Source organism: Paenibacillus violae, from assembly GCF_032461945.1.
Lineage (GTDB): Bacteria > Bacillota > Bacilli > Paenibacillales > NBRC-103111 > Paenibacillus_E > Paenibacillus_E violae.
Map to the genome: position 1 here is coordinate 1 of NZ_JAWCUD010000019.1, position 25843 is coordinate 25843.

Genomic DNA, 25843 nt, shown 5'->3' on the forward strand with positions numbered 1-25843 from the left:
CTGTTTGGTGATGATGGCGGAGGGGACCCACGCGTTCCCATCTCGAACACGACCGTTAAGCCCTCCAGCGTCGATGGTACTTGAACCGCAGGGTTCTGGGAGAGTAGAACGTTGCCAAGCACAGATAAAGAACCTTTTTGAGAGAAATCTCAGAAAGGTTTTTTTGCATCTCCTAGGACAATTCTAAGGAGCGCCACAAGAGAACTGTAGGCCGTTATTTGATCTGATTTGGCCTCTGTCAGGTCTTAACAGTTAAGTGGAACTGCTGGCCCTTATTTCACCTAAAAAAAGCAGGCTTTTAGCCAAAATTAAATAGCGGATCGTAAATTCCATGAAGAGGATAATCGCTAGATTTTTCCAGAAATAGCGGAACGTAGTTCCAACTTGCTCAAGATGCGCGTACTCTCGAGAAGAGTAACTCGAAAGGCTGCTCAGCTGCAGAAAGTACATCAAAATCAACAGCCTCAGACTTATCTCAGCCCATTAGCTGCATTTTGTGCAGGTAATTCGACAAGAATCTACCCAAACGGGTCATTCCACCGTAAATGCCTGCACTTTTTACATCAAGGTTTGTTGGATTACATCAAAGCATTCAAAAAACCTGCACTTTTTACAGTTTCTGTAGAAAGTACAGGTCTATTTTTTATTGCAAATAACAAGAAGTTTCTTTCTCAGAAATCTTCATTAAACCAGTTTTCCGATAAGGACGGAATCGAAACAGCATCCAAAGCCGCGGCATGAGCATCCAGATATGAAAGATCATGAAATAAATCAACCAAGGAGTCGGAATCCAGGGATACAGGATCGTAATAAGGGATAGACCGATCCAGAATAGATGGAGCTGTACTTTGCCTACTAACCGAACCGACGCATGGCCATCCGGCAGTGAGCCGCACCAGAAAATTCCCCATCGATAGGACCAACCTCTCATGGCCATGCCTATGGTGAATTGAAAATAAGCCCGAACAAGCAGCGTATGGAACACAAGTAAGAGCGGATAGCTGACTATCAATGGGAGCCAGTTTGCGGGGTCAAATTTGAAGAATAAGGCCAAAGCGAGAATCAGGAAGTAAAGAATCCTTTTATACAAAGAATGATAAATGCGCTTCACTAAAGTATAACTATAAATAGTAGATTGTTTGGAGAGATTTGGTTCCTGTTTTGTTGACATGATGACCTCCGTAAGCCGGTTAACCTGATATAGAGGTAATATCGGCATATTCCTTCCAAGATATGAGCGTTTAGCTAGTTTAGGAGAATCGAGATTCGGATATACTAGTAGTAAAAGTACATGGGGTGATCATATGGAGGAGAACCGAATTGGGATATGTATGATCTGTGAGCAGCAGCGAAATGGCGGCATTCATATTATTACAGCTTTCATTTGTGATGAGTGCAGCGGTGAAATCGTCAAAACGAATGTGAGCGATCAGAAATATCCATTCTTCGTCAAACAGATGAAAAAAGCTTTTTACATGGGGAACTCAAAACAATATATGAACTAAATGAGAGAAGCTTCTGTCTGGAAGCTTTTTTGTTTTTTCTGCTTCAATCCACTACTATAAGGGTAGTAAGTAGAAAGTTCAAGGAGTCTATTCGCATGAGCAGCAATTACAATTCAGAGAAACAGTTCAAAGCACCACTATATGAAGCAATGGTAGCTCATCAAGCTAAAAATCCGGTAAGTCTGCATGTACCAGGCCACAAATCGGGTCAGGGGTTATTGGATGAAGGGGTACCCTTTTTTGAGCATATAATGTCAATTGATTTTACGGAAATAACAGGTCTGGATGATTTGCATCATGCAGAGGGTGTCATTATGGAGGCGGAACAGTTAGCCGCAGCTTGCTTTGGGGCAGAGGAATCCCACTTCCTCATTGGTGGCAGTACGGTGGGGAATATCGCCATGATTTCAGCCGTCTGTGAGAGGGGCGATGTCATTCTTGTCCAAAGAAATGTACATAAATCGGTTATTCACGGGTTAATGTTGGCAGGAGCGAGAGCTGTGTTCATTTCACCTTCCATTGATCCGCAAACGGGTGTTGCGACAAATGTACATATAGAAGCTGTGAAACAAGCGTTGCAACAATATCCGGAGGCAAATGCTTTATTTTTGACTAATCCCAACTATTATGGCATGGGTGTAAATTTAACACCTTTTGCCGAGTTGATGCATGCACAGGGGAAGATGCTTTTGGTGGATGAGGCCCATGGTGCTCACTACGGATTTCATCCGGAGGTACCAGCCTCTGCGCTGTCGCAGGGAGCGGATGCAGTCGTGCAGTCTACGCATAAAATGCTTACTGCGATGACGATGGGAGCCATGCTTCATTTGAAGGGGCCGCGTATGAACAGGGAAGCGATTCGCCGGCTTTTGGGGATGCTGCAAAGTTCAAGCCCTTCGTACCCGATCATGGCATCCTTAGATTTGGCGAGAAAAAGAATGCATACGGAAGGGGAAGCCTGGCTGTCGGGGGGGATTACGCTTGTTAAAGAATTTAGATCCCTACTAGACGAAATGAACCGATTTCATTACTTCCCTAAGGAATTCCCGTTATCTCGAAGTGAAGGATATGAGACGGCGGATCCCTTTAAAGTGGCCATTTGTGATGCGACACAAACTTTAAGTGCAGCGGAGCTCAAGGAAAGATTAGAGGAGCAGGGCATTTACGTAGAAATGACGGATGGCCGTCATGTGTTGCTTGTTTTCACACCGGCTACGAGCCGAGCGGATTTAGAAAGGGTTACTGGCGTGTTATCCAACATTTGTTTGGACGTTCCAGTACAAAAGAAGGAACTTCATGCGCCTATCTCGAATATACTTAAATTACCCTACTACACACAAATCTCTTCACCAATTGTTTTTGATCTGAGAGGAATCTCAAGAGAAGGGCGGGAAGTGGAAGCTTATCGACAGGTAAGCGTGGAGGATGCGGTTGGAAAGCGTTCTGCGGATATGGTGATCCCGTATCCACCAGGAATTCCTTATCTATACCCGGGTGAAGTTATTAAGGATACCGTGGCTGAGGCTTTACTACAATTAGCGGCAAACGGAATCAAGTTTCAAGGTACGGAATTTGGGCAGACACACAAGTTAAAGATATACACATAAACTATTATATGGACTGGTAAAGCAGCACGCAGGAGGAAGAGTGAACGGAATTTTCATTACTTTTGAAGGACCGGACGGTTCCGGAAAAACGACGCAGCTCAAGAAATTAGGTGAAGAGCTTAAGAAATTAGGACATGATGTTCTGGTGACGAGAGAACCAGGGGGAACAGCAATCAGCGATAAGATTCGCAGTATTATTCTTGATCCTGTGAATGAAGAAATGGTCGATCAAGCGGAAGTGCTGCTATACGCGGCATCCCGAGCGCAGCATGTGCATCAGTTAATTTTGCCGGCACTAGAAGCAGGGCGCATTGTCCTGTGCGATCGTTTCATTGATGCAAGTGTTGCGTATCAGGGATACGGACTAGGCTTGGATGTTGAGCAAGTCAAAGCGATTTCACGCTATGCAAGCTCAGGCTTACAAGCGACCCGAACATTCATTCTGGATGTTCCCGTAGAAGTCAGTATGGCGCGATTGCATCAAAGAGCATCAGGCGCAACAACGACAGCGGAACAGCTGGATCGCATCGAACAGAAACATGTGGATTACCACAGCCGGGTAAGGGAAGGATTCCACCAGATCGCATCCGATCATCCTGAGCGCGTAAGAGTGATTGACGCTAACCGCAGTGTAGATGAGATTGCAGCAGATATTTGGAGCCAGTGTAACCGTTTGCTTGAGGAACATTTTGCTTAGGAACATTTTTCCGTGAGAAGCAGAAAATCCATTCTTAGTTTATAATAAGAGGAGGCAACCCCTATGAAACTAGTCGTAGCTGTTGTACAAGATAAGGACAGTAACCGTCTCTCCAATGCGTTAATTAAAGAAGGTTTTCGCGCTACGAAGCTGGCAAGTACAGGCGGTTTTCTACGCGCAGGAAATACGACTTTCATGATCGGTACGGAAGATGAGAGAGTGCAAGAGGTCATGCAGGTCATTCGCGCCAATTGCAAAATTCGGGAACAGCTTGTTACACCGGTTTCTCCAATGGGAGGAACGACAGATTCTTATATTCCTTTCCCAGTGGAAGTCCAAGTGGGTGGAGCCGCGGTATTCGTATTGCCGGTTGAACGCTTCGAGCATTACTAAATTATAAATGACCTAATTAAGGATGGATGCGTCTTGAAAATTAATCCGGGGTGGCAGCCCATTGGGAAGAACGTCAAAGTGAATGAGAACGTACCGCCGCCACAGATGGCCCCCCGGAATTTCTCTGACATAATGCAGCAGCAGGATGAGAAATTTACGCAGGAGCAATTGTCCAAAATGGTGCAGCAGATTACGCTGCAAGGCGACCGTCTTTCACGGGGGATGACCGTAAGAGAGCTTCTCCAGTATAAATTGTTGATTAAACAATTCCTGGAGGAGACGGCTCGCCGAGGTGTCAATTTACGAGATACGAAGGGCTGGGATCGTCGCGGCCGTTCGAAGCGATATAAGCTTTTGGAAGAAATCGATCAAGAGCTCCTCACATTAGCGGATGAATTGCTGGAGAGCGAGCAAGGTCGTATTGAGATTTTGCAAAAAATCGGAGAAATCCGGGGTATGTTGATTAACTTGTTATTTTAGGATGGTGCCATAGCGAATGTCCTTCCAGACCATACCGGGGCAAGCAGCGGCAAAGCAACTTCTGCAGAACGGGCTGCGACAAGACAAGCTGTCACACGCCTATATATTTAGCGGGCCTGTTGGGACAGGGCGTTCCGAAATGGCAATAGCCTTGGCGAAAGCGATTTATTGTCAGCACGGAACGGATGACGCTTGCGGTGAGTGCTTGGAGTGCCGCAAGGTGGAGCACAGGAATCATCCCGATCTGCATATCGTTGCACCTGAAGGCGCCTCAATCAAGATTGAGCAAATTCGGGAGCTTCAGAAGGAATTTGCTTACCGTGCGACAGCTTCCGGCACGAAAATATATATTCTGCACCATGCAGAGAAAATGACCGTACAGGCAGCAAATAGCCTTTTGAAATTTTTAGAAGAACCAACTTCCCGAGTCGTGGCTATTCTCATCACGGAGAATGGAAATGCCTTATTACCAACGATTCAGTCGAGGGCACAGTGGATTCAATTCACTCCGATGGCCCGTGAGCAAATGGTGCTGGCGCTGTTGGAAGAAGGATTTCCAGCTGCTCTTGTGCAGCCTGCAGCACATTTAACGGCAGGATTACAAGCAGCCAGGGAGTTAATCGGTGCGAATTGGTTTGCAGAAATGAGAACCGTAATGTTACAATTAGCGAAGGAGACGCTCACACGTTTTCCTACTTCTATGATTACGGTTCAGCAACGAATTGTGAAATCAGAACTTGCAGAACACATGTCGAGTCTTTTCGATTTGTTGATTCTCTGGTTTAAAGATATGGTGCAACTGCGCCTTGAGCGCAGGGACAGGCTTGTATATAATGACCAGCTAGACTGGATGAGCTCCCTAGCGTTCAGCCGGGATGTCTCAGTCTGGGTGCGTATGATGGAGCAAGCCGTAGATTTACAAAAGCGACTGCGCTTCAACGCCAACTCTCAGCTGGTTATAGAGAAAATGCTCGTGGAGATGCAGGGGGTGTAAGATGTATTCGGTTGTAGGCGTCCGCTTCAAAAAAGCGGGTAAAATATATTATTTTGATCCAATCGATTTGCCGATTGAGCAAGAAAGTGCCGTTATTGTTGAAACCGCTCGCGGTGTGGAATATGGCAAAGTCGTAGTGGGCAAGAAGATTGTCAAAGAAAATGATGTCGTTCTTCCACTCAAAAAGGTCATTCGCATCGCGGATGATTCGGATGCTGACTTGGTTGAAGAGAATAAGAAAGCAGCCAAAGATGCCTTCCAAACGTGCCACGACAAGATTAGAGATCATAGTCTTAAGATGAAGCTTGTGGACGTAGAGTATACCTTTGACCGCAATAAAATTATTTTTTATTTTACAGCTGAGGGGCGCGTTGATTTCCGGGAACTCGTGAAAGATTTGGCGAGCATTTTCCGGACAAGAATCGAACTGCGTCAAATTGGCGTGCGGGATGAAGCCAAAATGTTAGGCGGTATTGGTCCGTGTGGGCGGATTCTATGCTGTTCATCGTTTTTAGGTGATTTTGAACCGGTATCCATCAAGATGGCCAAAGATCAGAATTTATCGCTCAATCCGACGAAGATTTCGGGTTTATGCGGCCGGTTAATGTGCTGCTTGAAGTACGAACATGATAATTATGAAAGTGCGAAGGACTCTCTGCCAACCGTTGGAAGGCATGTGATCACTTCTTTTGGTAATGGTAAAGTACTAGGGTTAAATATCAGTGAGCGTACCGCGAAGGTTCAATTATTCGACCTTGGTAAAGCACTTGATTTACCTTTCGATGATGTAGTTGAACAAGAGTAGCGGCAAAGGATCCAAGGAGGCGCTGGCCAGTAAGCATGCATGGCACTAGAGGTGAAAGCGTGGATAAACAGGATATTTTTGGACAAATAGATGGGATCGAAGAACGAATGGGTGCCACTTATGCCGAGTTGGGTGCCTTAAAGAAACAAATCATTATACTCATCGAAGAAAATAAGAGACTAAGCATAGAAAATCAGCAACTGCGCAAGTTGATTCGACAAGAGGAGACGACGGTCGAACAGCCTGTCGGAGAGGCGGAGGAAACGGTTTCGTTACCGGGAGCCGGATATGATAATTTGACCCGCTTGTACAATGAAGGATTTCACATATGCAATGTGTATTATGGACACCTTCGGACCGAGGGAGATTGTTTGTTTTGCTTATCCTTTTTAAATAAATAAGTGTGTTTGACCGTAGGGGTTTACGCCTTACGGTTTTTTTCCATAGATGAGCGAGAATTAGAAAGGAAATGAAGAACAACGTATGGTGCCTTTACGACCGACTGAAAGAATTGATGATTTATTAACGTATGATTTAAAAATAATTCAAAGCGAGGAAGTGTTCAGCTTTTCGATGGATGCTGTCCTGCTTGGCCGATTTTGCAGTTTGCCGCCGAAAGGGCGGGTTATCGACTTATGTACAGGCAACGGTGTGGTGCCGCTGCTCTTATCTACTCGAACTAAGGCAGATATTTGGGGCGTCGAAATCCAGGAGAGACTTGCGGATATGGCGGTTCGCAACGCTTTGCTAAATGATTTGGGCGAAAGACTGCATATGATACAAGGCGATTTAAAGACGATTCATGGCACTTTAGGCCACGGCCAATTCGATGCTGTAACAGTGAATCCGCCTTATCTGCCTGTTCCAAATGGGGAGCAGAACGTGAATGAGCATTTTGCGGCAGCGCGTCATGAAATCCACTGTAACTTGGAGGATGTAATTGCTGCGTGTGCGAAGCTGGTCAAAGCAGGCGGTAAAGTAGCCATGGTTCACCGGGCAACGCGCTTGGTTGATATTATCAGTTTAATGAGGAGCTACCGTCTGGAGCCGAAAAGAATTCGCTACGTGCACGCACGCGCTGGGGAAGAGGCGATGATGGTGCTAATTGAGGGAATGAAGGATGGCAAACCGGAAGTTCGTACACTGCCTCCGCTCATTGTTTATGACGAGAACCAGGAGTACTGTAAGGAATTGAAGGAAATTTATTATGGGGGCAGAGCTTCCTTAGAGTTTTCATAAAAATAAATATTAGGGTATATGGAAGCATATGACTAAAGTGAAGAGGGACAAACCGTGGGCATAAATGTGCAAAAAAGTTATCGCGAGGACGGAAACACCTCGGGTACGCTCTACCTGGTTGCCACACCGATCGGCAACCTCGAAGACATGACCTTTCGGGCGGTTCGCATCCTCAAGGAAGTGAACCTGATTGCCGCCGAAGATACGCGGCAAACCCGCAAGCTGCTGACGCACTTCGAAATCGCTACGCGAATCGTCAGCTATCACGAACACAACAAGCAGGCAAGCGGCCCCGAACTCGTCCGCTTGCTGCTTGAAGGTCAAAGCATCGCGCTAGTCAGCGATGCCGGACTGCCGGCCATCTCCGATCCAGGTTATGACCTGGTGAGGATGGCCGTAGAGCAGGGCGCGCCGGTGGTGCCTGTTCCCGGCGCGAATGCGGCCCTGTCGGCGCTGATTGCATCAGGCCTGCCGACAGAGCGGTTTACCTTCGTCGGATTTCTCCCCCGGGAGAAAAAGGATCAGACGAAGGTGTTGGAAGGGCTGCAGCACGTGCAGGACACGCTGCTGTTCTATGAATCGCCGCACCGCGTCGACAAAACACTTGCCCGCATGGCGGAAGTGTGGGGGCCGGAGCGCCGGGTGTGTCTCGCCCGCGAGCTGACGAAGCGGTACGAGGAGTTTCTGCGGGGCACGATTGCCGAGTGCCTCGAGCATCTCGCGCAGCACCCGCCACAGGGCGAGTACTGCGTGATCGCTGAAGGTGCGTCGGCAGAGAGCGCCAAAGAAGCCGCCGACGGTTGGTGGGAGGCGATGTCGCTTAGCGAGCATGTCGAGCACTATGAGGGGCAGGGCAGTGACCGAAAGGAAGCGATGAAGCAGGTTGCGAGCGATCGTGGACTATCCAAGCGGGATGTTTACAACGCATTGCTTGAGCGCTAAGCGCTCGGGCGGTGTAACGTGTTGGCTGACTGGAGTGCTGTAAAGTTACTAGCGTTACTTCTTTGAGGGAACTACAAGCCGCTAAGTGAGGGCAAAACTCGTGTTTAGCACTTGAAGGGGAACTATAGGGCGTTATTTTGCTTAAGTTAGACGGTTATCGAGTCTGATTTGCGAAATAGCGGATCATAGTTCTCTCATCTTTGCTCCGTGGGTGTGGGGTCAGTGCCAGGGTCCGCGCTGCGGAAGAAGTCCAGACAAAAAAAGATCTCTAATCCGTGGCCGAAGCCAACAAATTAGAGATTAGAGGAGATATGAAAAAGGTTAGAATTACCAATAGGATAAGTGCTACTTCTATTATATACTATTTTTCTTATTTTGTCACAGGTGTTGGCATTTCCGCTAAACAAATATGACAAACAATTTTTCCCTTAAAGTAAGAGACGCCTTCAGCGTTGCCACAGAAGATACAAGCAGGCTCATATTTCTTAAGCATGATACGCTCGCCATCTACGTAAATTTCAAGAGCGTCTTTCTCGCCAATTCCAAGTGTACGGCGAAGTTCAATTGGAATAACGACACGCCCCAATTCGTCAACTTTTCTTACAATGCCCGTAGATTTCATCATATATATAAACCCCTTTCGATTTTATAAAAATTTTATCAATATCGTCATGTTTCGACATATCTCTTAAGCTTATGATACCAACCATTCCCAAAATAGTCAACCATATTTTCGCTAGTTTGGGCCCGAAAGCAATATTTTTTTGAAATCTGATCACATCTGAAAAGAGAGGAAAAGCCAAGTAGAATAAGGATTTGTAAATAATATATTACTATTTGATGTGAGAAAAGGTGGATTTAACCAATCTAATTAAGTGGATGAAAGCAATGAAAAATTGGTATTAGTAAATTCGACAAATTACGACATATGTGTCGACATGATGGTGTGAAATGTCGAAAAGATGTAGAATTTTAATAAAGAGAGGTTGTGATTGAATGAAGGAAGAGAAGGTTTTTAAAGATCCCGTTCATAAATACATTTACGTGCAGGATAACACGATCTGGGATTTGATTAATACGCGAGAGTTCCAGAGGCTGCGTCGCATCCGGCAGTTAGGAACCTCTTATTTAACTTTTCATGGGGCCGAGCATAGCCGTTTCTCGCACTCGCTTGGTGTGTACGAGATCACGCGCAAAATTATTTCCCAATTCGAACGCAACCAATATGAAGATTGGCCGAAGGAAGAGCGTTTGATCTGTCTTTGTGCGGCACTTTTGCACGATTTGGGGCATGGGCCTTTCTCCCATTCCATTGAGAAGGCTTTTGGAACCCGACATGAGGATTGGTCTTGTAAAATTGTGTTGGGGGATACGGAGGTCAATAAAGTTTTGAGCCGGGTCTCACCTGATTTCCCCAAAAAAGTGGCGGGAGTCATTTGCAAATCCTACAATGAAGAAATTGTTGTAAGCCTGGTGTCGTCTCAATTGGACGCCGATCGGATGGACTACCTGTTGAGAGATGCGTATTTCACGGGTGTTAATTACGGGACGTTCGATTTGGAACGTATTCTCCGAGTTATTCGGCCCTATCGTGGGCATATTGTCGTTAAAGAAAGCGGTATGCATGCTGTAGAAGATTATTTAATGTCACGATATCAGATGTATTGGCAGGTCTATTTCCATCCGGTGACTCGGAGTGCGGAAATTCTGTTGCACAAAATCTTTGCGCGCGCCAAACATTTATATGAAGATAACTATACGTTTGGTTTTATGACAGATCCGATCCTGCATCTGATTCAGAATAAGATTTCACTTGAGGATTATTTACTTCTCGACGAATCTGTGATGCAGGCGATGTTAACGTTTTGGATGAGCGAAAAGGATCCTATCCTTGCTGATATGTGCAAACGATTCTTAGACCGCAAATTGTATAAATACAGTACCTTTGACGAGTCGAATCAGCGAATGATTCAGCTTATGGAGAAAGTAATGGCCGAGGTTGGGCTCGATCCAATCTATTACATGGAAATTGATTTCCCGTCGAATCAATCCTATGATGTGTACAGGCCGGGGGAGACGGAGGATAATTTGCCGATTCTGCTTTTGGATCATAAAGAGACGCTGACCGAAATCACCCACCGCTCGGAGATCGTTCAGTCGATTAGCGGCTTTCAAATGGGTAAGCATCATGTTTATTACCCGGAGGAGTTGCTTGAGCGTCTGAATGCTTCTGAATATCCGGAGCTATGGGAGATGCTAGGCGAGCAGGAATAATACATAAGAGGAAGTAAGGAGAAGAACATGCTAACAGACTCACATACTCATTTAAATGCAGAACAATTTCAGGAAGATCAGGACGAGGTTATACAACGGGCTCGTGAAGCCGGTGTTACTAGAATGGTGAATGTTGGCTTTAACCGAGAGACAATTCCTAGTTCAATAGCTCTTGCTGAAAAATATGATTTTATCTATACAACAGTGGGGTGGCACCCTGTCGATGCGATTGACATGATGCCGGGAGATTTGGAATGGATCGAATCGCTGTGTCAACACGAAAAAGTGGTGGCAATCGGCGAAATCGGACTTGATTACTATTGGGATAAATCGCCTAAAGAAGTACAGCAGCGAGTTTTCCGGGAGCAAATCAGGTTGGCGCGCAAGCTTCAAATGCCGATTGTGATTCATAACCGGGATGCGCATCAGGATATTTTGACCATTTTAAAAGAAGAGAAAGCAGCTGAAGTCGGGGGGATCATGCATTGCTTTTCGGGGAGCTGGGAGACGGCCAAGCAGTGTTTGGATATGAATTTCCATATTTCCTTTGGGGGACCTGTCACTTTCAAAAATGCAAAACAACCCAAGGAAGTGCTCGCGCAGGTTCCTTTGGACCGCTTACTCATAGAGACGGACGCTCCTTACTTGACCCCGCATCCTTTCCGCGGCAAGCGCAATGAATCGGCTTATGTTCGGTTGGTGGCCGAAACCGCCGCGGAAATTAAGGGTATAAGTCTGGAAGAACTTGCAGAAATAACGACAAACAACGCCATTGCCTTGTTAGGTCTCAAGTAAAGCATTCTTTGCAAATTTTCGTCGTAGAAATACTCCACAGCTGAGTGAGATAAAGAGGAAGCCGATGAGCGGCACGACTATGTAGATAAGTGAAGATCGAATCATGAACGGAATCGAAAGCATACATAATTCTAGCAGCAAGGCTGACCAAATGATGAAGGCTAAGGAGCCGGCTTTCAACTGCCGGTTAAGCGGGTACATGTCGAGCCAAAAGGTATAGCGGTGTGAACGCTCAAGTGGCGTAAGTTGAACCATGGAAATGATCAAAGCGATGAAGAAGATGAGCAGTCTCGCTGTGCTGCTGCTTGAAACGGCGATGGCTAATGTGCCCAGTAAGGATATACGTAAGACAATCGCGAATAGCTCCGTACGTAGAAATGTTTTCATATATATGTAGAGATAGGCAGCATCTTGTTTAAAAGGAATAAATCTTGTGACCCCGCTGATCCAGCTTCGGCGGGCTATTCGTGTTCCCAATTGCGGAACATCCACGAACCAGTTGAAAAAGGCATATAATCGCGCTTGCTGCTGCCTTTCCTTCGCAATGAGATAATCCCACCCGATGTAGTATTTGGATACGTAATGCGTAGCAGTTAACCAAGCCAGTGTAAGTACAAGAGCAGCTCCGCTTGCCCAGAGGACGCTTGTCAGAAATTGCAGAGAAATCAGGACAACTGTTGCCAGCCAGCGGAAGCTAACGGAAATCCTTCTTGCGCGCTCATTAGTAAATCGGCTTTCTTGCCAGCTGGCCAATAAATGGCCTACCTTCATTAATAGAAGCAAAGCAAGCATCCATAAGAAATGCTGCTCATCGCGGCCTAGGCAGTGATGATACAAGGGCCATAGGACAACCCATGCCAGAAATGTCCAGAATGCTTGCAGCACTAGGCTGTACATGAATCCGCCGCGGAAGTAAGGACCCATCTGATGTTCAACGCGCATTAGAAACATACGGTCTGCGCTTCTAGCTAGCGTGCGAATGGGGCTTGAGGCTAACAATGGTACCAGCAGCAAAAGGACGATCCACAGATAGGGATAATCTGTCGGAAGGCGCTGTAGTATTTTTGCATAATAATAGGAAGAAAGGATGACAAGAAATAGCAGGAAGCCGAAAAAATTGCTGCGCGCTGCATACTGCAGGTAACCCATGGATTCCTTCATATAATGCTCAAATCTCTTCTGCCATAGGGCACGGGTATCCATGTCCATCGCCTTCATACTAATTCTCCTTTTACAAGTTTATAAAAGATGTCGTCCAATGACGCTTGCTGGAGCCCTGTCTGCTGACGCAATTCGACTAAATCGCCTTGAGCGACCATATGTCCTTTGTGAAGGACGACATAGTTATCGCAATATTTTTCAATCGTAGACAAAATATGCGAGGATATGAGAAATGACGCGCCGCGTCGCTTCATTTTGACCATCAACTCCAGTAATGAGCGGATAGCCAGCGGATCGAGCCCGAGAAAAGGCTCATCAATGATGTAGAGGGAAGGTTCGATCAGGAACGCATTCATGATCATGACCTTTTGCTTCATCCCTTTGGATAAATGGCTTGCGAAAGAGTTAAGCTTGTCCTGCATGTGAAACTGCTCGAGCAGCGCTTGAGAGCGGGAGAGATAGTCATCTTTCGTTAAGCCGTAAGCCATGGCGGTTAACTCCAGATGCTCGCGAATCGTAAGCTCTTCATATAGCTCTGGACTTTCGGGCACATAAGCGTAAGTGGCACGGTAAGGCAGCGGATCTTCGGCTAACGTCAAACCGTTAATTTTAATTGAACCCCTTTGCGGTTGAAGCAATCCAAGGATGTTCTTGATGGTCGTACTTTTTCCTGCGCCATTCAGTCCGATTAATCCCATCATTTCACCCTGACGGATGGAAAATGTGAGGTCGTGAAGAACAGGTTTATTTGGTAAATATCCCCCGAATAAAGCGTCAACTTGTAATATGGGACCCATCTCAGTGCCTCCCTAAATATCTAATTATTGGAATTTATACATAGGTTTCATACCTGATAATTATAAACAAATTTAGATTCGAAGCCTAGTTTAAGAGTGAAAACACGAAGAAACTTAGTATTCGTACGTTATAATGAGTTAAATGTAGATAAAAGGTGGTTTTATCTTGAAAATAAGCTATTTTTAATCGATTTAGCCCTTTTTAGTAGGTGTTAATCCCTTTACAGGCAGAGATTAACAGCGTAATATACTTTTCATAATAACTTAATAACCAATTTGCCATTTTTCCATTCGCTGAGTTCCAATTATGGGAACGGGGGAACCACTGTTAGCTTATAAAGCGGTATCGCTGACGAAGTAAACAGAGTGAGTAACAGGGGTGAATCTTGGACGTTGAACGTAAGTTTACGTCTGAGTAGGGCGACTCTCACGTCCGAATCCGTCAGCTAACCTCGTAAGCGTAAGAGAGGTAACGATTGTCGTGCGTGCTATTTGTGTATTTTTACTATGCAAACTAAGCCAGCGAGAAGAGTCCTCTTCTTGCTGGCTTTTTGTCCCCATAAGGACCTTTAACTGTTTCGGACGACTATTCGTAACCCGGAATTCATAGGATGATGAATAGCAAAGCGGGGTGGGACGACCAGAACGTAGCTGTTTCCAAACAACTGCGGATGGACGACACGTTAAGTTAAATTAAAAACCTTAGTCGCGTCAAATATAATCATGCTGTAACCTGGCGGCGAGGCTTTGAAGGAGGACCGAAGAAGTGGGCAGTATCTCTTTTAGCGAGACCCATGTAAAACGATCATCCAGCATGTCCTTCGCATTGCGATGGAAGCATGAAAACTTGCGTTTGATTTTAAGCCTGGCTATAATCTCAATCGCAATGACTTTCATGTTTTTGGTGTTGTTGTACGGTACGGCTACCAAGAGCGTATCCGTGGTTGTGAATGGACAAGAAACCGTTGTGCACACGAAGCAATGGGTCCTGCAACGCCTACTGGATGAACAAGCCATAACGATTGGTGAACACGATGAAATATCTGCAGACCCTACGGCTACAATCAAGGGCGGGGACAAATTCGTCATCGAACACGCTTCTCCAATTCAATTGACTGCTGATGGAAAGACCACCACTGTTTACACAACTGCAAGAACGGTTGAAAGTGCATTGCAACGTTTACATATTGCACTTGGGGAGCACGATAAGCTGACTCCCGAACCGACAGCCTCTTTAAGCTCAGGCGATGAAATCAAAATCGTCCGTGTGAAAAAAGAGACGGAAGAAGTAACAGAACCGATTGCATTCGACACGGAAAAGAAAAATGATGCATCGTTGCTTAAGGGTAAAGAGCAGGTCGTTCAAGAAGGTAAAGAGGGCGTACTTTTGAAAAAGAAAGAAAAGACTTACGAAGATGGCGTATTAGTTGCAGAAGCTGTTGTAGGTCAAGAAGTACAGGAACAAAGTGTTAAAAAAGTTGTGTCCGTTGGCACGAAAAATCCCGTTGTCGTTCTGTCGGCATCATCCCCTAGCGTGGATGAGGTCTCTAAGAATGGTGTAACATTTGGGTATAAACAAATCCTCAAGAACGTGAAACTCACGGCTTATTCAGCGGGAGCCGATTCGACAGGGAAAGCCGAAGGAACTCCTGGGTATGGGAAGACGTATACAGGAACGACAGTTACTGAGGGCAGAACGATTGCGGTAGATCCGAAAGTTATCCCACTGGGATGGTGGGTTTACATTGAGGGCGTTGGCTTCCGTCGTGCTGAAGATATTGGCAGTGGTGTGAAAGGCCAAATGATCGATGTGTACTTTGAAGATCATGGCTACGCCAATAAATTCGGAACGAAACAAGGGTATACGGTCTATGTCGTAGGACCGAAAAAGCCGTCTGAAAATTAACGTGTAAACGTCTGTTTCAGCGGGAACAATGTCAATATACGTTGCCAGGCAAGCAGCCTGGGCGAAAGAAGAGGGAATCCCTCTTCTTTTTCTGCGTACTGGGAAGGGAACCGATTATGATTAAAGAAGTCATCGTCGTTGAAGGCAAGGACGACACGGCCGCTATTCGCCGAGCCGTCGAGGCGGATACGATAGAGACAGGCGGCTCAGCCATCGGGCAAGCCGTATTGAAGCGAATAGCCCTCGCGCAGCAGCGCAGAGGCGTCATTATCTTTACGGATCCGGATCACGCAGGTGAGCGGATACGGAAGATTGTGGCAGCCAAGGTGCCTGGCTGCAAGCATGCCTTTATCACGCAGGCGCAGGCCGAATATAAGGGCGACATCGGCGTCGAGAACGCAGCGCCGGAGATTGTCCGGGAGGCGCTCCAGAACCTGCGGACAGAGTACGACGGGGCTGTCTCGCAGCTTACCATGGAGGATCTCATAGCCGCAGGGCTGATCGTTCATCCGGAGGCGGCTTCCAGGAGGCTCGTTGTTGGCAATGCCCTGGGTATCGGTTACTGCAATGGCAAACAATTTTATAAGCGATGTGCGATGTTCCAGATCTCACGTGAGGAATTTGAGGCAGCCTTGGAGCATCTGGAGCCGAAGATATAGTAAAGTAAGGAATAACAGTGGAATTCGGAATTCAGAACCTATAGATAAATGAGGGCTACATAATGACTATACCCGGCAGTGAAGTGATTGTAACAGCGGAAGATGTCGCAACACCCAGTAAGACGAAACAAATTATAAAAAAGCACAATCTCGTGCTCAAAAAGAGTCTGGGTCAGAACTTCCTGATCGACCAGAATATCTTGGGCAAGATCGTTTCGGCTGCGGAGCTTGGGCCTAACAAAGGCGCGCTGGAAGTCGGCCCTGGCATTGGGGCGCTCACCCAGCAGCTGGCCAAGCTCGCAGGGCGCGTCTTGGCCGTGGAGATCGATCAGCGTCTCCTGCCTATCCTAGGCGAGACGCTGGAGCCTTATCCCCATGCGAGTGTCGTGCATGGCGATATTTTGAAGACGGACCTGCCGGAATTGTTCCGGCAGCATTTTGACGGGCTGGATGGCGTCAGTGTCGTCGCCAATCTGCCCTACTACATCACGACGCCGATTATTATGAAGCTTCTCGAAGAGAAGCTTCCCTTGGAGAACATCGTCGTGATGATTCAAAAAGAGGTGGCCGACCGCATGGCGGCTCGCCCGGGCACCAAAGATTACGGCAGCCTCAGCATTGCCGTGCAGTTCAACTGCGAGCCGGAGCTTGTCACGATCGTGCCGCGCACCGTCTTTGTGCCGCAGCCGAATGTGGACTCTGCCGTCATCCGGCTGCGTGTGCGCAAAACGCCGCCGGTTGACGTGGCGGACGTGGACTTCTTCTTCGCTGTCGTCCAGGCGTCCTTCGTCCAGCGGCGCAAAACCTTGTACAACAACCTCGCTGCGAGGTTCTTTACCAAAGAAAACAAATCGGAGCTGGAAACTCTGCTCCAGAGCATCAACATCGAGCCTTCGCGCCGCGGCGAAACGCTCAGCATGGACGAATTCGCGCGCTTGTCGACTGCGCTTCGCGCGCACGGCTGTAAATAACCCGCACCAAATGCCCAGCCCCGCCATAGGATAACCCATGGAGGGGATTTGTGCGATGAGGCAAGGTGATTTTGTAACCCGTAAATCCTATGGCGGCGACGTCATGTTTAAGATTGAACGTATCGATCAATTGAAGGCAGTCCTGCGCGGCGTCGATTACCGATTGCTTGCGGACGCGCCTCTAGTGGACTTAACGTTGAAGAATCCGACAGAGTCGATGGACCATCCCAGGTCGAGTTCGCCTGAATTTCGCGAGTCATTGCGAAGGCTGGCGGTTGCCCAAGTGCAGCTTCAGGAGAAAAACCAACTCTCGGTTGCCCATACGCAGAAAGTGAACGCGGGATATTTCGAAGTCCCGGGTAAAGTCCTACACTTAGACGGAGATCCGACTTATCTACGCAAGAGCATGCAGCTCTATGGTGAACTTCGCGTGCCCGCTGAGGGCTTCTATATTCCCGAGCCCCAGATGGCCGACGCGCTCCACCGGCTGCTTCCGCAAATTAAGCCGGATATTGTCGTCATCACAGGGCATGACGGAATACTTAAGCATCGCAAAGCTGCTGGGCCAGGCGGCTTGTCCAGCTATAAGAACTCGCAGAACTTCGTGAACGCGGTTCAAATAGCGCGGCAGTATGAGCGCAATCGCGACGCGATGATTGTCGTGGCTGGAGCTTGCCAGTCACATTTTGAGGCTTTGCTCCGGGCTGGGGCCAACTTCGCCAGCTCGCCGGCGCGCATACTCATCCACGCGCTAGATCCGCTGTGTATCGCCGCAAAGCTATCCTATACATCCGTGAAGGACACGATTTCGATGTTGGACATTATGGATTTGACGGTGACGGGGCTTGATGGGCTGGGTGGTGTAGAGACAAGAGGGAGCTATCGAATGGGCGTTCCCGGTATTCAACATACAGATGAGCATGCTTAAATTTTTGCTCATTACAATGATTTTCTTTCAAGGACACTTGCCTGATGCTTCTCTTTTCGGAGAGGGCAGCAGGGGAGTGTTCTTTTTTTATTGGAAAAGTGAATAATTTGCGAACTTTGGAGACAACCTGTACAATGGGGAATTCAGAAATTAGGTGAAAATGCCGTTGACAACTGGATTATGGTGCTGATATAATATTTGACCCTGTTTGACATGCTTGTCAGGATGGGTTATAATTAACAAGGAAAGAGGTGGTAGTTGACAATGGCAAAAAATGCGCTGTTGGAAATCAAACGCAGTTTGGAGCCCCACGTCGGGCAGAAGATCATGTTGAGAGCGAATGGTGGCCGTCGAAAGACAGTCGAACGTTCCGGTGTTTTAGAAGAAACCTACCCTTCTGTGTTTATCGTGAAGCTTGACCAAGAATCACACGCCTTTAAACGAGTGTCATACAGCTACGCCGACATTCTTACCGAATCTGTTGAAGTTACGGTATGTAATGATGATGGTCAGGTTCGTATCACCTATATCCAACATTAAGCTTAATAAGTTTCTATAATGAGCAGACCCTAGGGTCTGTTTTTGCATTTGAATGGACCTGGTGCGTCTGGGCATACTAACCTTACTTTACGCTTACGCTGTCAGCTTTGTTTGATCAAAGCTCAGACTAAGCTCAGGAAAAGGAGGTTTTTTGATGAGTCGCAGAAGAGGTGTTATGTCCGAAAGTTTCAAAAATGAGTTGGCAAAAGATCTGGGGTTCTATGATGTCGTTCAGCGCGAGGGCTGGGAAGGGATTCGTACCAAAGATGCCGGGAACATGGTGAAGCGGGCTATTCAGATTGCGGAAGAACAGTTGGCGAAGCAGTATGCAACCTCTGCGCCGCCGGTTACGCAAACTTCATATGGGCAGAATAGTTTTACGCAGCCAAGCTTCTCGCAGGCGCCAGTGTATAACCAACGGGTTGTACAGTCTCAACAGCACTATGGACAGCAAACGCAGGCTTTTACACCTTCCTATAACTCTCAAAACGCGTACACCTCGTCTTCGCCTAGTGGTCAGTCACAAGCGGGCTGGAATCCTATGGCATCAGCAATCCAACAGTCGGCGCAAGGTGAACGGCGTCCCTACTACAGCTAAAGCGAATGCTTTAGCTTTTTTTTTGCGCTTTTGTTATAATATTTTAACGGCAAACGAGCAAAAGAAGGTGATCCTGATGAAGATTTTTGAAAAAGCACCGGCTAAAATTAATTTATCCTTAGATGTTTTACATAAAAGACCAGATGGTTATCATGAAGTAGAGATGGTCATGACGATGGTTGACCTCGCTGATCGGATTGAAATGCAGGAGCTTTCACGGGATACGATCATTATTTCCAGTCAAGCGGGCTATATTCCATTGGATGAGAAGAACTTGGCCTTTCAGGCTGCGCGGCTTATCAAGGATCGCTATGACGTCAAACAAGGCGTCTACATTCATTTGGATAAGAAGATTCCCGTAGCTGCAGGACTTGCAGGGGGCAGCAGTGACGCGGCGGCAACGCTTAGGGGTTTGAATCGACTTTGGAATTTAAACATCCCTATGGAGGAGCTGCAGGTGCTTGGCGCTGAGCTTGGATCCGATGTGCCCTTTTGTGTCACCGGAGGGACGGCTGTCGCCAGAGGACGCGGAGAAAAGCTGGAGCCGATCGTCTCACCGCCCCAATGTTGGGTTGTTTTGGCCAAGCCTCCCATCAATGTGTCCACGTCGGAGATTTACGGCAAGCTGAACGCTCGCGAGATCAAGAATCACCCTTCAACAGAGAATGTGCTGAACGCGATTCGTGAGAAACAGTTTGATCGGCTCTGCGGCAACCTCGGCAACGTGCTGGAGGAAGTGACGCTGGACCTGTACCCGGAGGTCAGACAATTGAAAGAATGCATGCAGCGTCTCGGCGCAGACGGCGTATTAATGTCCGGAAGCGGGCCGACGGTGTTCGGCCTTGTCTCCAAGGAAGCGAAAGTTCCCCGTATTTATAATGGGCTTCGAGGATTCTGTAAGGATGTTTATGCGGTGCGGATGTTGACCTAGCATGTGGAGTTGTGTGCGAGGGGCCCGAAGGGGCTCTTTTTTAACGGAGTGGATAAAGGGGCAGCGCTTAATCTGCTAGAACGATAAAGCCGTCAGGCTCATGCCTAGGCGGTGCTTTTTTGTGGAAATATTCACCTTCCGGGAAGTAATTTTCGTTATGTTAGCATTGTGTTATGTATATGTTAAGTTAATTTTCATGTGAAGCTTGAATAAATACGTATAAAAGTGGTATATTTTCTTTATATTATTCGGATTTTTGGGGGGTAGTGCGATGAAAAAGTTGAAAAGGAGCGCTAGGCTGGTAGAAATGACGCAATACTTGTTATTTCGCCCCCATTCGTTAATTCCTTTAACGACTTTTGCCGAGCGTTACAACTCAGCGAAATCCTCGATCAGTGAGGATTTGGCGATTATTAAAGAGGTTTTTGAAGAAGAAGGACTCGGGGAACTGCAAACGCTTGCGGGCGCAGCCGGCGGCGTGAAGTTTTCACCAAAGGTGCCGAAGGAAACCTCGTTGAAGTTCATAGGGCAGCTCTGTTTGCAGCTGCAGCAGCCTGAACGGATCCTGCCAGGCGGTTACTTATATATGTCCGATATCATGGGGCAGCCCCAGTATTTAAATGAAATTGGCAAAACGTTCGCATCTGCGTTCGCAGGGCGTGATATCGATGTGATTATGACCGTAGAAACGAAAGGCATTCCGCTCGCGTACGCGACGGCTACTTATATGAATCTACCCGTTGTTGTTGTTCGCAGGGATAATCGGGTAACAGAAGGCTCAGCCGTAAGCATTAATTATGTTTCTGGCTCCAACAAGCGTATTCAGACCATGTCACTTGCAAGACGCGCCTTGAAAGAAGAATCCAAGGTGCTTATCATCGACGATTTCATGCATGTTGGCGGAACAATTCACGGCATGATGGATCTGTTGGCGGAGTTCAAAGCCTCCGTTCAAGGTGTTGGGGTCTTCATGGAATCTGTGGAAGTGGAAGAGCGTTTAGTAGATCAATACGTATCGCTGGCTCGATTGTTTGGCGTCGATTCCAAGACCAAACAAATCACGGTAGAGCCAGGTAATTATTTTGATAGTAAAAAAGGAGACGCGTAAAACGATGGAATTCATCTCAACAACGGCAGCGCCTGCTGCTATCGGACCTTACTCACAAGCAGTTAAGCTCGGTAATTTGCTGTTTACTTCGGGACAAATCCCGCTTGGCTTAGATGGGCAAATCGTACAGGGCGGCATTCAGGAGCAAGCTCATCAAGTGTTTGCAAATTTGAAAGGTGTATTGGAAGCAGCGGGTACTTCTTTCGATCAAGTTGTGAAAGCGACTGTTTTCCTCAAGGACATGAATCAATTTGCTGAGCTGAATGAGATCTATGGTACCTACTTTGGTGATCACAAACCGGCTAGATCGACTGTCGAAGTGGCTAGATTACCACGTGATGTTTTTGTCGAAATAGAGTTAATTGCTGTGATTCCTGTCGAAATTTAACAGTAACATTAAGATTGTATAAAATTATCGAAAATTTCAAAAAAATAAGAAGGAATTTGCACAACGATGTGGAATATTACACCCAAGTCTCAGAGATGGAAAAAGGTGGTGAACACAAGTGCAAATTACAGATGTAAGGCTCCGCCGGGTCAACTCCGAGGGGAGGATGAAGGCAATTGCTTCCATAACTATCGATAATGAGTTCGTAGTACACGACATACGTGTTATCGATGGGAACAACGGTATGTTCGTAGCGATGCCAAGCAAGCGAACGCCGGATGGGGAGTTTCGAGATATCGCTCATCCAATTTCTTCTACAACTCGTGAGAAAATTCAAGCTGCCGTATTGGCTGAATATGACCGTGCAGCGGTAGAAGAAGAGGTTATTGAAGAAGGCGCATAATGTATAATAATTGAGGGGGCCCTTAAGGGCTCTCTTTTCTTTTTGGGGGCTTTGATGCTATATTTGGTAAAGAACTGTTAACTACATCATTTAGGCATAAATCATACAGGTATTTATAATAAAGGGGTTGGATAGTCTTTGAAACTCATGGCGATTGTGTTGGCAGCAGGACAAGGTAAACGAATGAAATCGAAGCTGTATAAGGTGCTTCATCCGGTTGTAGGCAAACCGATGGTAGGGCATGTTGTAGATACCCTTCGGCAAATAGATGTAACAAGAACGATGGTCATCGTAGGATTTGGAGCAGAAGCCGTCCAGAACTATCTTGGAGATCAAGTTGAGTATGCGCTGCAGGAGAAGCAATGCGGAACCGGTCATGCGGTCCTGCAAGCGAAGGATGTGCTAGGCGATGAAGACGGAATGACGGTGGTCATTTGCGGAGATACGCCGCTGATCTCAGACGTAACGCTTAAGAATACGATAGAACTTCATCAACGTTCTGGCGCGTCGGCTACGATCCTGACAGCGAAGCTTGATGAGCCGCAAGGCTATGGCCGTATCATTCGTGGTGAAGATGGCAGAGTTGCGCGAATAGTTGAACAGAAGGATTGCAGCAGCGAGGAAGCGGCTGTTCAGGAGATTAATACAGGGACTTATATTTTCGATAACCGGAAGCTCTTCAAAGCGCTGGGCTCTGTCACAAACAACAATGCTCAGAATGAGTATTACTTGACAGATGTCATCGGCATCATGACAAGTGCAGGGGAAACTGTGCAAGGGTACTGCATGGCGGATGCTGCAGAATCTATCGGCGTGAACGACCGTGTTGCGCTTGCCGAAGCGGAGCGCTTGTTCAAAGCGCGCATTAACCGTGAGCATATGCTGAACGGAGTTACGATTATTGATCCAGCTAACACGTACATCGAGAAGGATGTTGTGATTGGAGCGGACACTGTTCTGCTTCCAGGCACTATTTTGCGCGGGAAAACCATTATTGGCGAGCAGTGCACGATCGGACCTCAAACCGAAATCATCGATTCTGTTGTGAAGGATGACGTTACGATTAAGCAATCCGTTCTCCAAGAGGCTTATGTGGATAATGAGGCTAGCGTAGGGCCTTTCGCGTATTTGAGACCTGGAGCGGACATCGGGAAGCAAGTGAAGATCGGCGACTTCGTCGAAATCAAGAATTCGAAGCTTGGCGAGGGCACGAAAGTGTCTCACTTAAGTTACGTTGGAGATGCGATTGTTGGCACGAATGTTAACATTGGCTGCGGCGCGATTACGGTGAATTACGATGGCTTCAATAAGAATTTAACGGAAATCGGGGACGATGCGTTCGTAGGCAGTAATGTGAACTTGATCGCTCCGGTGAAAATCGGCAATGGTGCGTACGTTGTCGCAGGCTCGACGATTACACATGCCGTGAACGATGGGGATTTGGCTATCGCGCGGGAAAGACAAACGAACAAACCGGGTTATGCGGATAAAATCAAAGGCCGGATGAAAGCGAAGAAAGAAAACAAAGCAAAAAAAGAATAGGAAAACGTTAAATCTCCCTTGCGAGGGGGAATTTGGATGGAATCTCTGAAGGATGGGTACGCTATGAACTAGCTGTTACCCACTTGGCGTCGTTTACGAAAGTAAGTGTGCTAAGCAAAATTCTTAGGAGGTTCTTTTTCTTATGGCATTGTCACTGAAAGCGGAAGCCCGCAAGGACACAACGAAATACGATATCAAACAACTGCGAGTGAAAGGCAAGGTGCCTGCGGTCGTGTATGGCAAAAAGGTGGCTGCGACGGTGATAACCGTCGACCAGAAGGAATTAGTGGCGCTGCTACGCAAAAGCCCGCACGCTGTTATTGAGCTGGAGATGCCGGACGGCGGCGGCAAGCAGCCTGTTATGATCAATGAAATCCAGCGCAATCCGCTGAACCGGCAGCTGCTCCATGTCGATTTCCATCAAATCAATATGGATGAGCCGGTCAAAACGGTGGTCACCTTGGAGTTCATCGGGGATGCCGTTGGGGCGAAAGAGGGCGGCATTTTGCAGATTCAATTGCATGAGCTGGAGATCCGCTGCTTACCGAGTGAAATCCCAGCATCCATCACTGTGGACATTTCGAATGTAGGAATAGGAGAAAATATGCTGGTCAGTGAGCTTAGCGTGCCGGGGACGATTGAAGTCAAGTCGGATCCGAGCGAGCTTGTGCTGACCATTCTTGCGCCTCAGAAAGAGGCTCCTGAGGATGTTGCTGCTCAGGGCAAAGAGGATAAGCCAAACGAGGTTAATGAGGAAGCGAAAGAAGAGCAGACCGTATAGACTTAAAGAAGGGTACCCTCGCCGCCGCGCAAAGGGTATCCTTTGTTTTCCTCTTTCTTCCGTTAATATCCAGGCCGGGAAACAATGAAGTGCGTATTTCTGTTATAAAACGTATTATTAATTTTAATAAAATGCGGGCTGTAAAATTCAATATAGCCTATATCCTTATGCAGGTTTTGATAGTATACTTGGACGGGAATACCGGCATCTATATGATCTTGAAAATGATGATCGCTTGTAAGTTGTTGACCGTTTAGATACATATTCGCTGTTTCACCCGCAATTATGAATTTGATGTTCACTTTAGTAACATATAGGTAAACAATAACCTTAAGATGCAGGTTACGCCAAGGATTTTTTAGTAAAAGGCTAGGAGGATCTGGAAAAAAATGAAATGTTTTATCGGACTGGGTAACCCGGGAAAGCAATATGAGATGAATCGCCATAATGTTGGGTTTATGGCCATAGATCGTTTTGCCGCCAAATGGGGGATAAACTCTTTTCAAAGTAAGGGTAAGGGACTGCTGGGAGAGGGGAACGTGAACGGCACGAAAGTATTTTTGCTCAAGCCGATGACGTATATGAATCTTTCCGGTGAATCGATGAGAGCAATCTTGGATTTCTATAAAGCGAAGGTGGAGGATGTTGTCATCATTTATGATGATATGGACACGCCTTTTGGGCAAATCAGGCTCCGTTATCAAGGAAGTGCAGGCGGCCACAATGGGATCAAGTCCATTATTCAGCATGCCGGGACTCAGAGCTTCAACCGCATCCGCATAGGCGTAAACCGACCTGCTCCAGGCTATAATATCGCTGATTATGTCTTGGCAAACTTTTCCAAGGAAGAGATGAAGTCGCTGGATCAGGTGCTGGATCTGACCTGCGAAGCGATGTTGTCGAGCCTGGACGAGCCTTTCGAGAAGACGATGGGCAAATTTAATAAATAAGTAACACGGTTTGTCTCCAACATCATATGCATGGTCCTTATTCGAAAATGACAATGGTACATTCGGCTAATTTCTCCGGAGAATGGCCATACTAGGATGTAATTGAATCGTCGAAGGAGGCATACATATATGATTAAGTACATTTGCAGGCATTGTCATACCTTTGTTGGGGAAATTAATCAAGCAATTACGGAGCAGCAACTCGGTTTCCATTTCTTGACCCCTGATGAGCGTAGAGATATAATATCGTATAACACGAATGGTGATGTTACGGTTAGGGTTGTTTGCGATTACTGCCGCGAGGCGCTGGAGGCCAATCCAGAGTTGTCGCTGCTGGCCAGTCCATTGCAGTAACATGATGTTTTCGCTGAATTAAATTGATGAAGATGAAGAGTTAATAGCCGAGGCAAGTGTGCCAAGGCTTCTTTTTGTGAGAGGAGTGTACTTGT

29 protein-coding genes, 1 rRNA gene, 1 pseudogene and 1 riboswitch are annotated in these 25843 nt (G+C 46.9%); of the genes and pseudogenes, 27 read left to right on the forward strand and 4 right to left on the reverse strand.

Annotation, left to right across the window (positions count from 1 at the left end; translation table 11 throughout):
- The first annotated feature begins 3 nt into the window (after positions 1-3).
- Positions 4-120, forward strand: a 5S ribosomal RNA gene (gene rrf, locus RQP52_RS33870).
- Positions 121-643: 523 nt separating this feature from the next.
- Here the strand turns inward: rrf and RQP52_RS33875 are convergent.
- A complete protein-coding gene (locus RQP52_RS33875) occupies positions 644-1171 on the reverse strand; it encodes a hypothetical protein (protein ID WP_315955932.1) in 528 nt (175 codons plus the stop codon).
- 133 nt (positions 1172-1304) lie between these two features.
- Here RQP52_RS33875 and RQP52_RS33880 point away from each other — a divergent pair, with 133 nt between their 5' ends.
- The 10 genes from RQP52_RS33880 to rsmI all read left to right on the forward strand — a co-directional run bounded on the left by RQP52_RS33880 (position 1305) and on the right by rsmI (position 8662).
- Positions 1305-1505 carry a sigma factor G inhibitor Gin gene (locus RQP52_RS33880; protein ID WP_315955933.1) on the forward strand — a complete coding sequence of 67 codons (201 nt, stop codon included), beginning with the start codon at positions 1305-1307 and terminating at the stop codon, positions 1503-1505.
- 95 nt (positions 1506-1600) lie between these two features.
- Positions 1601-3112, forward strand: a complete 1512-nt coding sequence (locus RQP52_RS33885) for an aminotransferase class I/II-fold pyridoxal phosphate-dependent enzyme (RefSeq protein WP_315955934.1) — start codon at positions 1601-1603, stop codon at positions 3110-3112.
- Between the two features lie 40 nt (positions 3113-3152).
- Positions 3153-3809, forward strand: coding sequence for a dTMP kinase (tmk, locus tag RQP52_RS33890; RefSeq protein WP_315955935.1), 657 nt, complete (start codon positions 3153-3155; stop codon positions 3807-3809).
- Positions 3810-3872: 63 nt separating this feature from the next.
- A complete protein-coding gene (locus RQP52_RS33895) occupies positions 3873-4202 on the forward strand; it encodes a cyclic-di-AMP receptor (RefSeq protein WP_079417169.1) in 330 nt (109 codons plus the stop codon).
- Between the two features lie 33 nt (positions 4203-4235).
- Positions 4236-4682, forward strand: coding sequence for a YaaR family protein (locus RQP52_RS33900; protein WP_315955936.1), 447 nt, complete (start codon positions 4236-4238; stop codon positions 4680-4682).
- Between the two features lie 16 nt (positions 4683-4698).
- Positions 4699-5676, forward strand: a complete 978-nt coding sequence (gene holB / locus RQP52_RS33905; RefSeq protein WP_315955937.1) for a DNA polymerase III subunit delta' — start codon at positions 4699-4701, stop codon at positions 5674-5676.
- A 1-nt stretch (position 5677) separates the two neighbouring features.
- Positions 5678-6481 carry a PSP1 domain-containing protein gene (locus RQP52_RS33910; RefSeq protein ID WP_127457118.1) on the forward strand — a complete coding sequence of 268 codons (804 nt, stop codon included), beginning with the start codon at positions 5678-5680 and terminating at the stop codon, positions 6479-6481.
- 59 nt (positions 6482-6540) lie between these two features.
- Positions 6541-6882, forward strand: a complete 342-nt coding sequence (gene yabA / locus RQP52_RS33915) for a DNA replication initiation control protein YabA (protein WP_127457119.1) — start codon at positions 6541-6543, stop codon at positions 6880-6882.
- A gap of 82 nt (positions 6883-6964) precedes the next feature.
- Positions 6965-7720, forward strand: coding sequence for a tRNA1(Val) (adenine(37)-N6)-methyltransferase (locus tag RQP52_RS33920; RefSeq protein ID WP_315955938.1), 756 nt, complete (start codon positions 6965-6967; stop codon positions 7718-7720).
- 54 nt (positions 7721-7774) lie between these two features.
- On the forward strand, positions 7775-8662 hold the full coding sequence (gene rsmI / locus RQP52_RS33925; RefSeq protein WP_315955939.1) for a 16S rRNA (cytidine(1402)-2'-O)-methyltransferase: 888 nt from the start codon (positions 7775-7777) through the stop codon (positions 8660-8662).
- 370 nt (positions 8663-9032) lie between these two features.
- Here the strand turns inward: rsmI and RQP52_RS33930 are convergent, their stop codons facing one another.
- Positions 9033-9287, reverse strand: coding sequence for an AbrB/MazE/SpoVT family DNA-binding domain-containing protein (locus RQP52_RS33930; RefSeq protein WP_127457122.1), 255 nt, complete (start codon positions 9285-9287; stop codon positions 9033-9035).
- A gap of 371 nt (positions 9288-9658) precedes the next feature.
- Between RQP52_RS33930 and RQP52_RS33935 the strand changes: the two genes are divergently transcribed.
- Both RQP52_RS33935 and RQP52_RS33940 read left to right on the forward strand, forming a co-directional pair.
- Positions 9659-10936, forward strand: a complete 1278-nt coding sequence (locus RQP52_RS33935; protein ID WP_127457123.1) for an HD domain-containing protein — start codon at positions 9659-9661, stop codon at positions 10934-10936.
- A gap of 27 nt (positions 10937-10963) precedes the next feature.
- A complete protein-coding gene (locus RQP52_RS33940) occupies positions 10964-11731 on the forward strand; it encodes a TatD family hydrolase (protein WP_315955940.1) in 768 nt (255 codons plus the stop codon).
- On the opposite strand, the gene RQP52_RS33945 is transcribed toward RQP52_RS33940, so the two are convergent.
- Both RQP52_RS33945 and RQP52_RS33950 read right to left on the reverse strand, forming a co-directional pair.
- The gene (locus tag RQP52_RS33945; RefSeq protein ID WP_315955941.1) at positions 11717-12949 is read right to left on the reverse strand and encodes an ABC transporter permease; all 1233 of its coding nucleotides are present in this window, start codon (positions 12947-12949) and stop codon (positions 11717-11719) included. The genes RQP52_RS33940 and RQP52_RS33945 overlap by 15 nt on opposite strands.
- Complete coding sequence (locus RQP52_RS33950) at positions 12946-13689, reverse strand: ABC transporter ATP-binding protein (protein WP_157324507.1); 744 nt, start codon at positions 13687-13689, stop codon at positions 12946-12948. The genes RQP52_RS33945 and RQP52_RS33950 overlap by 4 nt, the downstream gene beginning before the upstream one ends.
- 282 nt (positions 13690-13971) lie before the next feature.
- Positions 13972-14165: riboswitch (cyclic di-AMP (ydaO/yuaA leader) on the forward strand.
- A gap of 290 nt (positions 14166-14455) precedes the next feature.
- On the opposite strand from RQP52_RS33950, the gene RQP52_RS33955 reads away from it, so the two are divergent.
- The 14 genes and pseudogenes from RQP52_RS33955 to RQP52_RS34020 all read left to right on the forward strand — a co-directional run bounded on the left by RQP52_RS33955 (position 14456) and on the right by RQP52_RS34020 (position 25748).
- Positions 14456-15595, forward strand: a complete 1140-nt coding sequence (locus RQP52_RS33955; RefSeq protein WP_315955942.1) for a ubiquitin-like domain-containing protein — start codon at positions 14456-14458, stop codon at positions 15593-15595.
- Between the two features lie 116 nt (positions 15596-15711).
- A complete protein-coding gene (gene rnmV, locus RQP52_RS33960; RefSeq protein ID WP_157324505.1) occupies positions 15712-16254 on the forward strand; it encodes a ribonuclease M5 in 543 nt (180 codons plus the stop codon).
- A gap of 62 nt (positions 16255-16316) precedes the next feature.
- Complete coding sequence (gene rsmA, locus RQP52_RS33965; protein ID WP_379174471.1) at positions 16317-17225, forward strand: 16S rRNA (adenine(1518)-N(6)/adenine(1519)-N(6))-dimethyltransferase RsmA; 909 nt, start codon at positions 16317-16319, stop codon at positions 17223-17225.
- 55 nt (positions 17226-17280) lie between these two features.
- Positions 17281-18153, forward strand: a complete 873-nt coding sequence (yabG, locus tag RQP52_RS33970) for a sporulation peptidase YabG (RefSeq protein ID WP_315955943.1) — start codon at positions 17281-17283, stop codon at positions 18151-18153.
- A 264-nt stretch (positions 18154-18417) separates the two neighbouring features.
- Positions 18418-18693 (forward strand): biofilm formation stimulator Veg, encoded by a 276-nt coding sequence (veg, locus tag RQP52_RS33975; RefSeq protein ID WP_028557365.1) that lies wholly within the window; start codon positions 18418-18420, stop codon positions 18691-18693.
- A 154-nt stretch (positions 18694-18847) separates the two neighbouring features.
- Positions 18848-19018 (forward strand): annotated as a pseudogene (locus RQP52_RS33980) (small, acid-soluble spore protein, alpha/beta type); the annotation flags it as partial.
- Between the two features lie 349 nt (positions 19019-19367).
- Complete coding sequence (gene ispE / locus RQP52_RS33985; RefSeq protein ID WP_315955944.1) at positions 19368-20222, forward strand: 4-(cytidine 5'-diphospho)-2-C-methyl-D-erythritol kinase; 855 nt, start codon at positions 19368-19370, stop codon at positions 20220-20222.
- A 271-nt stretch (positions 20223-20493) separates the two neighbouring features.
- On the forward strand, positions 20494-21330 hold the full coding sequence (purR, locus tag RQP52_RS33990) for a pur operon repressor (RefSeq protein ID WP_315955945.1): 837 nt from the start codon (positions 20494-20496) through the stop codon (positions 21328-21330).
- A gap of 4 nt (positions 21331-21334) precedes the next feature.
- The gene (locus RQP52_RS33995) at positions 21335-21718 is read left to right on the forward strand and encodes a RidA family protein (protein WP_315955946.1); all 384 of its coding nucleotides are present in this window, start codon (positions 21335-21337) and stop codon (positions 21716-21718) included.
- A gap of 118 nt (positions 21719-21836) precedes the next feature.
- Entirely contained in the window at positions 21837-22121 is a 285-nt protein-coding gene (gene spoVG / locus RQP52_RS34000; RefSeq protein WP_028557369.1) for a septation regulator SpoVG, read from the forward strand.
- Between the two features lie 138 nt (positions 22122-22259).
- Positions 22260-23663 (forward strand): bifunctional UDP-N-acetylglucosamine diphosphorylase/glucosamine-1-phosphate N-acetyltransferase GlmU, encoded by a 1404-nt coding sequence (gene glmU, locus RQP52_RS34005; protein ID WP_315955947.1) that lies wholly within the window; start codon positions 22260-22262, stop codon positions 23661-23663.
- Between the two features lie 142 nt (positions 23664-23805).
- Positions 23806-24444 (forward strand): 50S ribosomal protein L25, encoded by a 639-nt coding sequence (locus RQP52_RS34010; protein WP_315955948.1) that lies wholly within the window; start codon positions 23806-23808, stop codon positions 24442-24444.
- 389 nt (positions 24445-24833) lie between these two features.
- The gene (gene pth / locus RQP52_RS34015) at positions 24834-25394 is read left to right on the forward strand and encodes an aminoacyl-tRNA hydrolase (protein ID WP_315955949.1); all 561 of its coding nucleotides are present in this window, start codon (positions 24834-24836) and stop codon (positions 25392-25394) included.
- Between the two features lie 129 nt (positions 25395-25523).
- Entirely contained in the window at positions 25524-25748 is a 225-nt protein-coding gene (locus tag RQP52_RS34020; RefSeq protein ID WP_145669352.1) for an anti-sigma-F factor Fin family protein, read from the forward strand.
- The last annotated feature ends 95 nt before the right edge of the window (positions 25749-25843 follow it).

Bases quoted from the DNA above. Each gene is read 5' to 3' on its own strand.
- RQP52_RS33935 (WP_127457123.1), top strand. From the start codon at position 9,659: ATGAAGGAAGAGAAGGTTTTTAAAGATCCCGTTCATAAATACATTTAC.
- RQP52_RS33930 (WP_127457122.1), bottom strand. From the start codon at position 9,287: ATGATGAAATCTACGGGCATTGTAAGAAAAGTTGACGAATTGGGGCGT.
- RQP52_RS33880 (WP_315955933.1), top strand. From the start codon at position 1,305: ATGGAGGAGAACCGAATTGGGATATGTATGATCTGTGAGCAGCAGCGA.
- rnmV (WP_157324505.1), top strand. From the start codon at position 15,712: ATGATTAAAGAAGTCATCGTCGTTGAAGGCAAGGACGACACGGCCGCT.
- RQP52_RS33940 (WP_315955940.1), top strand. From the start codon at position 10,964: ATGCTAACAGACTCACATACTCATTTAAATGCAGAACAATTTCAGGAA.
- RQP52_RS33945 (WP_315955941.1), bottom strand. From the start codon at position 12,949: ATGAAGGCGATGGACATGGATACCCGTGCCCTATGGCAGAAGAGATTT.
- RQP52_RS34020 (WP_145669352.1), top strand. From the start codon at position 25,524: ATGATTAAGTACATTTGCAGGCATTGTCATACCTTTGTTGGGGAAATT.
- RQP52_RS33995 (WP_315955946.1), top strand. From the start codon at position 21,335: ATGGAATTCATCTCAACAACGGCAGCGCCTGCTGCTATCGGACCTTAC.
- RQP52_RS33920 (WP_315955938.1), top strand. From the start codon at position 6,965: ATGGTGCCTTTACGACCGACTGAAAGAATTGATGATTTATTAACGTAT.
- purR (WP_315955945.1), top strand. From the start codon at position 20,494: ATGAAAAAGTTGAAAAGGAGCGCTAGGCTGGTAGAAATGACGCAATAC.
- RQP52_RS34010 (WP_315955948.1), top strand. From the start codon at position 23,806: ATGGCATTGTCACTGAAAGCGGAAGCCCGCAAGGACACAACGAAATAC.
- yabG (WP_315955943.1), top strand. From the start codon at position 17,281: ATGAGGCAAGGTGATTTTGTAACCCGTAAATCCTATGGCGGCGACGTC.
- rsmA (WP_379174471.1), top strand. From the start codon at position 16,317: ATGACTATACCCGGCAGTGAAGTGATTGTAACAGCGGAAGATGTCGCA.
- pth (WP_315955949.1), top strand. From the start codon at position 24,834: ATGAAATGTTTTATCGGACTGGGTAACCCGGGAAAGCAATATGAGATG.
- RQP52_RS33895 (WP_079417169.1), top strand. From the start codon at position 3,873: ATGAAACTAGTCGTAGCTGTTGTACAAGATAAGGACAGTAACCGTCTC.
- ispE (WP_315955944.1), top strand. From the start codon at position 19,368: ATGAAGATTTTTGAAAAAGCACCGGCTAAAATTAATTTATCCTTAGAT.
- RQP52_RS33910 (WP_127457118.1), top strand. From the start codon at position 5,678: ATGTATTCGGTTGTAGGCGTCCGCTTCAAAAAAGCGGGTAAAATATAT.
- holB (WP_315955937.1), top strand. From the start codon at position 4,699: ATGTCCTTCCAGACCATACCGGGGCAAGCAGCGGCAAAGCAACTTCTG.
- veg (WP_028557365.1), top strand. From the start codon at position 18,418: ATGGCAAAAAATGCGCTGTTGGAAATCAAACGCAGTTTGGAGCCCCAC.
- RQP52_RS33875 (WP_315955932.1), bottom strand. From the start codon at position 1,171: ATGTCAACAAAACAGGAACCAAATCTCTCCAAACAATCTACTATTTAT.
- RQP52_RS33885 (WP_315955934.1), top strand. From the start codon at position 1,601: ATGAGCAGCAATTACAATTCAGAGAAACAGTTCAAAGCACCACTATAT.
- RQP52_RS33950 (WP_157324507.1), bottom strand. From the start codon at position 13,689: ATGGGTCCCATATTACAAGTTGACGCTTTATTCGGGGGATATTTACCA.